This is a genomic window from Arthrobacter sp. B0316-1-20 (genome assembly GCF_059091865.1).
The window spans coordinates 36,195-42,537 of record NZ_JBNHHC010000041.1; the positions used below are offsets into that span (position 1 = coordinate 36,195).

Annotated in this window: 7 protein-coding genes; 4 read left to right on the forward strand and 3 right to left on the reverse strand. The window is 66.0% G+C overall.

The window, feature by feature from the left end:
- The first annotated feature begins 158 nt into the window (after positions 1 to 158).
- Positions 159 to 827 carry a cyclodeaminase/cyclohydrolase family protein gene (locus AC5RW2_RS34165; RefSeq protein ID WP_493952579.1) on the forward strand — a complete coding sequence of 223 codons (669 nt, stop codon included), beginning with the start codon at positions 159 to 161 and terminating at the stop codon, positions 825 to 827.
- Positions 828 to 855: 28 nt separating this feature from the next.
- On the opposite strand, the gene AC5RW2_RS34170 is transcribed toward AC5RW2_RS34165, so the two are convergent.
- Positions 856 to 1,245 carry a VOC family protein gene (locus AC5RW2_RS34170; protein WP_493963509.1) on the reverse strand — a complete coding sequence of 130 codons (390 nt, stop codon included), beginning with the start codon at positions 1,243 to 1,245 and terminating at the stop codon, positions 856 to 858.
- Positions 1,242 to 1,541 carry an ArsR/SmtB family transcription factor gene (locus AC5RW2_RS34175; protein WP_493963508.1) on the reverse strand — a complete coding sequence of 100 codons (300 nt, stop codon included), beginning with the start codon at positions 1,539 to 1,541 and terminating at the stop codon, positions 1,242 to 1,244. The genes AC5RW2_RS34170 and AC5RW2_RS34175 overlap by 4 nt, the downstream gene beginning before the upstream one ends.
- A gap of 170 nt (positions 1,542 to 1,711) precedes the next feature.
- On the opposite strand from AC5RW2_RS34175, the gene AC5RW2_RS34180 reads away from it, so the two are divergent.
- Positions 1,712 to 2,140 carry an SRPBCC family protein gene (locus tag AC5RW2_RS34180; protein ID WP_493963507.1) on the forward strand — a complete coding sequence of 143 codons (429 nt, stop codon included), beginning with the start codon at positions 1,712 to 1,714 and terminating at the stop codon, positions 2,138 to 2,140.
- Positions 2,141 to 2,210: 70 nt separating this feature from the next.
- Positions 2,211 to 2,837, forward strand: a complete 627-nt coding sequence (locus AC5RW2_RS34185; protein WP_493952583.1) for a thymidine kinase — start codon at positions 2,211 to 2,213, stop codon at positions 2,835 to 2,837.
- Between the two features lie 45 nt (positions 2,838 to 2,882).
- Here AC5RW2_RS34185 and AC5RW2_RS34190 read toward each other — a convergent pair whose 3' ends face one another.
- Complete coding sequence (locus AC5RW2_RS34190; protein WP_493963506.1) at positions 2,883 to 3,746, reverse strand: DUF72 domain-containing protein; 864 nt, start codon at positions 3,744 to 3,746, stop codon at positions 2,883 to 2,885.
- Between the two features lie 497 nt (positions 3,747 to 4,243).
- On the opposite strand from AC5RW2_RS34190, the gene AC5RW2_RS34195 reads away from it, so the two are divergent.
- On the forward strand, positions 4,244 to 5,533 hold the full coding sequence (locus AC5RW2_RS34195; RefSeq protein WP_493952585.1) for an adenylosuccinate synthase: 1,290 nt from the start codon (positions 4,244 to 4,246) through the stop codon (positions 5,531 to 5,533).
- Positions 5,534 to 6,343 lie beyond the last annotated feature (810 nt).

The following is a 6,343-nucleotide window of genomic DNA, read 5'->3' on the forward strand; positions in this document are numbered from 1 at the left end:
ACGGCAGCTCCCGTTTTCTGCGCCCGCCCGTTTTCGGTCCTGAAGAGCACTGGTTGACCGCGCCGGGGCCTTTCGCTGCGCTGCGTTGTTGGGGATGATGCAGAGATGGAAGCAGATACCTGGAGTGCAGCCGCCGCAGCAGCGGACGGGGCTGAAGCGTGAGCAGATCCGAAAGCATCGAGCAGTATTTGCGCCGGCTCGGATCGAGTGATCCGACGCCGGGTGCCGGGGCTGTAGGGGCGATCCATGCCGCGCAGGCAGCGGCGCTGATCGGCATGGTTGCCCACTTCTCCAAGCCGGCTGAAGGCAGCGGCCAAGGTAATTCGGCAGCCGCGTCCGGGGAGGGCGCGTCCGGAACTTCGGAAACGGATTTCGAAGTCATTTTGTCCGAGGCGGACCAGCTGATGCGGACCGCAATGGACGAGGCGGAATCCGACGAGGAGAAATTCCAGCGGGTGGTCGATTGCTACAAGCTGCCGTCCGGATCCGACGAGGAGCGGGCCAAGCGCAGCGCGGCCATCCGCGAGGCACTCGTTGAAGCGACGCTGCCGGCGAGGGCGCAGCTGGACCTTGCCACCGCCGTCGTCCGTTTGGGCGAGGAGCTGCTGGATGTCTGCAAGTCCGACCTGCTCAGCGACATCGCAGTAGCGGCCGAGGCGGCCCGCGCCGCCGCGGCCACCGCGCGCATCACCGTGGAGGCCAACTTGGCGTCGATGGCGGAGGATTCCCTGCAGGAATCGCTTCGCGAACACACGCAGAAGGCGGACCGGGTGGTGCGCCGGGCGGAGGAGCTTTCCGCGCTGGTGCGGGAGCGCGTGCTCGAGTAGCCACGCTTCGGCCCTCTGGCCGTTGCGGCTAGTCCTTCGTGCTGGCGATCTGGATGAGGTTGCCGCAGGTGTCGTCCAGGACGGCGGTGATGACCGGCCCCATGTCGGCAGGCTTCTGGATAAACTTCACCCCCAGCGCAACGAGCCGCTCGTACTCGGCATGCACATCCTCCACGCCGAAGCTGTTGAACGGAATGCCGTCGGCCACCAAGGCCTCCTTGAACGGCTTCACCGCCGGGTGGCTGGACGGCTCGAGCAGCACTTCCACTCCGTCCGGGGCCTCCGGCGAGACGACCGTCAGCCAGCGGTCGGCGCCGACCGGCACGTCATTCTTCAGCTGGAAGCCCAGCTTGGCGGTGTAGAACTCGAGCGCCTTCTGCTGGTCGTCGACGAAAATACTTGTGGTGGTGACAATCATGGTTCTTCCTTCGTGGTGGTGGACTGTGGGAAACGCGTGAGCCATTCCCGCGCGGCGGACAGCGGCGCAGGGTCCAGATGGTGCACCGTAGTGCGCCCCCGGCTGCTCGCGGTCACCAAACCGGCCGCGCGCAGAATGGCCAAATGCTTGGTGACAGCCTGGCGGGATAGTTCCAAGTGGTGCTTGTGGATCAGGTTCACGGTCAGCTGGAAAAGCGTCTGGTCGTTGTCTGCGGCCAACTCCTCCAACAGGATCCGCCGAGTCGGATGACCGAGGGCGTGGAAAACCGTGTCCATGCCTCCACAATACGCAACCTAAAGGTTGCCAGTCCAGTGTCTGTGTTGGCCGTTCCGCAAGCCGGGCCCGGGCGACCGCGCAGTCCGCCGCTCAGCAAGCCGGAGCAGGCGATACGCCCAGTCCGCGGCCGGGCCTTTCGCCGCCGCGCGGGGGAGGGCATGATGCAGGTATGGGTGCGGACACGGCGTTCACGGTCACGGAGCAGGTTTATGTGCCGCCGGCACGGGCGTGGGCGCTGTTGACCGACTGGGCGGCTGCGCCGGCATGGATGCCCGGGGTGAGCGAGATGCACGCCGAAGGCCCGTTGATGGTGGGCCAAACCATCGACTTCCACTCCCAGGGACATGACCGAAGCTGCACGGTGAGCGAACTCGACGTCGGACGAAGCATCACCATTGCCTCGTCACAAGGGGACGTGCAGGCGTACTACCGCTACGAGCTCGACGGCGATGGCGGGGCTACGCGCCTGACCCTCACGGCCGACGTCGTCATCAGCGAGGAACTAACCGGCATGGCAGACCAGATCCGGACGGCGATGGCGGAGGCGGACTCCGGCCAGCTGGCCGGTTTCAAGCGTTTCGCCGAGGCCGCGCCCTGATCCGTCGCTGCCGTGCACCCGGGCCCGGGCTCAGTAGAATCGACTGCTGGGACCGCTTGAAAGGACTGTGTTGGCCAAGCTCTACTTCCGCTACGGGGCGATGAACTCCGGCAAATCCACCGGCCTGCTCCAGGTCGCGTTCAACTATGAGGAGCGCGGGCAGCGCGTGCTGCTGGCCAAACCGAATCTGGATACCAAAGGGGACAGCAAGATCGTCTCCCGGCTGGGCATGGCGCGGGACGTGGACTTCATGATCCGGCCGGGCGAGGCGGTGCGCGAACACTTCGGCCGGGTAGCCGCCGGCGAAGATCCGGACGCCCTGCTGGAGCGCGTGGACGTCCAACCGGTGGCATGTCTGCTGGTGGACGAGGCCCAGTTTCTGGAGCCGGCGCAGGTCGACGACCTGTTCCGGATTGCGGTGCTGGACAACGTTCCGGTGCTGGCTTACGGCATCCGCACCGACTTCCGCACCCAGGCTTTCCCCGGCGCGCGCCGGCTGCTGGAAATCGCGCACACCCTGGAGGAACTGAAGACCATCTGCCGCTGCGGACGCAAAGCCGTGTTCAACACGCGCCGGGTGGGCGGGGAGATTGTTTTCGACGGCGAGCAGGTCGCCATCGACGGCGAGGACGTCTGGTACGAGTCGCTCTGCGGCACCTGCTATCTGGAAGCCTCCGGCGGCAAGCTGGAGGTTTGACGGCGAAGCATAACGACGGCGGGGCCCCCACCGAGCGTCAGACCGTCAGGGGCCGGCAGGCAGGCCCAGCCGTTCAGCCAGCCCCATTGCGTTGAACGGGGCGTGGACTTTGGCGTCGTTGTCGAAGTACAGGTACGCGTCCCGGCCCGCGCCGTCGGGACAGCCGGAGCCGGACAGCCAACCGCTGACCGCCGTGGCCAGCCGGTCCAGGTCCGTGTCCGGGTAGCCGCCGACGTAAAGCTCGTCCTTGCCGTGAAGCCGGATGTAGATGAAGTCTGCCGTGATCTCGTGCAGCATCGGCCACTTTCCCGCGCTGTCCGCGAGCACCAAGGCTGCGTTGTGCCGGCGCAGTTGGTCGTAGAACTCCTCGTTGATGAACGTGGTGCTGCGGATTTCGACGGCGTGGCGGAGCGGGCGGTCGGCGCCGTCGTCCGGAATCCAGGTTCGGTCCTTCATTATGTCGGTGTGTTCCGCGGCCAGGGCAGCGGCCGCCTGCGTGCTCCGCGGCAGTTGGGCCAGGAACTTCTCCATCACTCCGGCGTCGTAGGTGGCGCGTTCCGGCAACTGCCAGAGGAACGGGCCGAGTTTGTCACCGAACCCCAGCACGCCGCTGGCATAGAAGTTGGCCAGTGCCTCGCGGACGTCCTTCAGCCCCTTGAGGTGTGTGATGTAGCGCCCGCCCTTGACCGCGAAGACAAAGTCCGGCGGCGTTTCCGCATACCACTGGCGGAAGCTGGAGGGACGCTGCAGGGAGTAGAACGTGCCGTTGATTTCCACCGAGTTCAGGTGGCTGGAGGCATATTCCAGTTCTCGGCGCTGCGGCAGCCCTTGGGGATAGAAGGTGCCGCGCCAGCGAGGATACCGCCAGCCGGAAATGCCGATCCGTGCCACCGGATGAGAGGCCGCCATGATCGGCAGGCTACCCCGCCGCGGTGGCTTAGGCCAGAGCAAGCTGCCCCACCGCCGTCGCACTCCGGGGGTGGCCGCCGCACCCGCCGTCGTAGTTCGGGGCTTCCGCCGTACCGCCGCCGTACCCGCCGTCGTGCTTCGGGGACGTCGCCGTACCCGCCGGCGGGAGGAAACGCACCCGCCCCCGTTTCATTGACTGAAGGGAAGTTGCACACTTGCACTCGGTTTTACCGCATCTTCTCGCCACTCGATGCGTCCTCGTGGTGAGGCCCGGAAACCTCGCTTCCCGGTCCGGCTCTGAAAACGGAATCCCGGTTTCGGCCGTGAAAGGCCACCCGAGTAAACGGATTGAGGGCGCTGAGCGGCCATCGGCTAAACTTGGTGGGTAAGAGCCCCACATACTCCGCTTGGAGTGAGGGGCGTTCTCATGCGCGGCAGCGGCTCCTTCTTGTACAGACTGTCCGGGGCTTCCGCCGCATCGAATGGGGGAGGATCCCATGCCAGCAATTGTGATCGTCGGAGCTCAGTGGGGCGACGAAGGAAAAGGCAAGGCAACCGACCTGCTTGGCGGCCGCGTGGACTACGTGGTCAAGCCGAACGGCGGCAATAATGCGGGCCACACCGTCGTCGTCGGCGGGGAGAAGTACGAGCTGAAGCTGCTGCCGGCCGGCATTCTGTCCCCCAACGCCACCCCGATCATCGGCAACGGCTGCGTGGTCAACCTTGAGGCCCTCTTCGAAGAGATCGACGGGCTCGAGGCCCGCGGCGCGGACACTTCGCGGCTCCGCGTTTCCGCCAACGCACACCTGGTGGCCCCGTTCCACCAGACCATGGACAAGGTCACCGAACGCTTCCTGGGCAAGCGGGCCATCGGCACTACCGGCCGCGGCATCGGCCCGGCGTACATGGACAAGGTGGCCCGGCTCGGCATCCGCGTGCAGGACGTCTTTGACGAATCGATCCTGCGGCAGAAGGTCGAAGGGTCGCTGCGGCAGAAGAACGAACTGCTGGTCAAGGTCTACAACCGCCGCGATGTGCATGTGGAGGAGGTGGTGGAATACTTCCTGTCCTTCGCCGAACGGCTGCGCCCCATGGTTATCGACTCCACTTTCGTGCTGAACCAGGCGCTGGACGAGGGCAAGGTGGTGCTGATGGAGGGCGGCCAGGCCACCTTCCTGGACGTGGACCACGGCACCTACCCGTTCGTCACCTCCTCCAATCCGACCGCCGGCGGCGCGTCCGTTGGCTCTGGCATCGGCCCCACCCGGATCAACCGGGCCGTGGGCATCATCAAGGCCTACACCACCCGCGTGGGCGCCGGCCCGTTCCCCACCGAACTCTTCGACGACATGGGCGAATTCCTGCAGAAGAAGGGCGGCGAGTTCGGCGTAAACACCGGCCGTCCGCGCCGCTGCGGCTGGTACGACGCCGTGCTGGCCCGCCATGCCTCCCGGGTCAACGGGTTCACCGACTACTTCGTGACCAAGCTGGACGTGCTCACCGGCATTGAGCAGATCCCGGTCTGCGTGGCCTACGACGTGGACGGCGTCCGCCACGACGAAATGCCGATGACCCAGACCGAGTTCCACCACGCCAAGCCGATCTTCGAGTACTTCGACGGCTGGACCGAGGACATCACCGGCGCCAAAACGCTGGAGGACCTGCCCACCAACGCGCGCAACTACGTGCTGGCGCTGGAGAAAATGTCCGGCACCCGGTTCTCCGCCATCGGCGTTGGCCCGGACCGCGACCAGACCATCGTGATCCGGGATCTGATTTCCGAGTAAAGGACAGCAAACAACGACGGCGGGCCGCGGCTTGGCCCCGTGTGCCGCCTGCCGCTTGGCTAATGCAGCGGCCGTCGGACGACAGCAAAGGGCGCGGGCAGCGATGTCCGCGCCCTTTGCTGTCGGGAATGATGCTGAGTCGCACGTGGTCCTGCTCCCGTCCGGGGCGGTGCTCCGCATCCGGGGAACTTGCAGGCCGGGACGGCTGATTGCTCGTGCGATGGGCGAGGCCCGTACCGCAGCCGCAGTCGTCGGCGACGCCGGGTCGGGAAGTTGTCCTTGATCGGGGCCGGGACATCTCATCCGCGGCGCCGGCTCTTTCATGCCGGGTCTCCCCAGCTCAGCGGTCCCCGTTACGGGCATTTGCCGCGGGGTTTTGTGAGCGGCTGCACAGTGCGTCCTGGTGGCCGGGGGCGCGGTGTTTGGCTGTGCTGCGGGGTGGTGTTGGGGTGGGCGGATCCGCGTGCCGGCGGGGTTTTCGGGCCGCCGGGCGGGTTGCCGGGTTGAGGTGTGGGGGGTGATTTGCGGGGTGGCTGGATGGGGTGTATTGTTTTCTGAGTCGCTGCTGCTGAAGCAGGGAAAACAGCGGCCAAACCCCCTTTCGAACATACGCCAGGATCTGGTGCGTTTTACGCGCCTCTGGGGTGGTTGGTTGGGGCCGGGATTCGGGTCTGAATCCGCCGGGAACGGCGATTTGCAAAGGCCGCGGGGAACGGGTAAGTTAGAAAAGTTGCTCCGGAGCGATGGAGGGCCTGTGAGGGTCGTCTTGGTGCCGGGTGCTCCTGTTGTTTGAGAACTCAATAGTGTGCC

Excerpts from the sequence above, each read along its gene's own strand:
- AC5RW2_RS34170 (WP_493963509.1), bottom strand. The coding sequence starts at position 1,245 with ATGATTGTCACCACCACAAGTATTTTCGTCGACGACCAGCAGAAGGCG.
- AC5RW2_RS34175 (WP_493963508.1), bottom strand. The coding sequence starts at position 1,541 with ATGGACACGGTTTTCCACGCCCTCGGTCATCCGACTCGGCGGATCCTG.
- AC5RW2_RS34180 (WP_493963507.1), top strand. The coding sequence starts at position 1,712 with ATGGGTGCGGACACGGCGTTCACGGTCACGGAGCAGGTTTATGTGCCG.
- AC5RW2_RS34190 (WP_493963506.1), bottom strand. The coding sequence starts at position 3,746 with ATGGCGGCCTCTCATCCGGTGGCACGGATCGGCATTTCCGGCTGGCGG.
- AC5RW2_RS34195 (WP_493952585.1), top strand. The coding sequence starts at position 4,244 with ATGCCAGCAATTGTGATCGTCGGAGCTCAGTGGGGCGACGAAGGAAAA.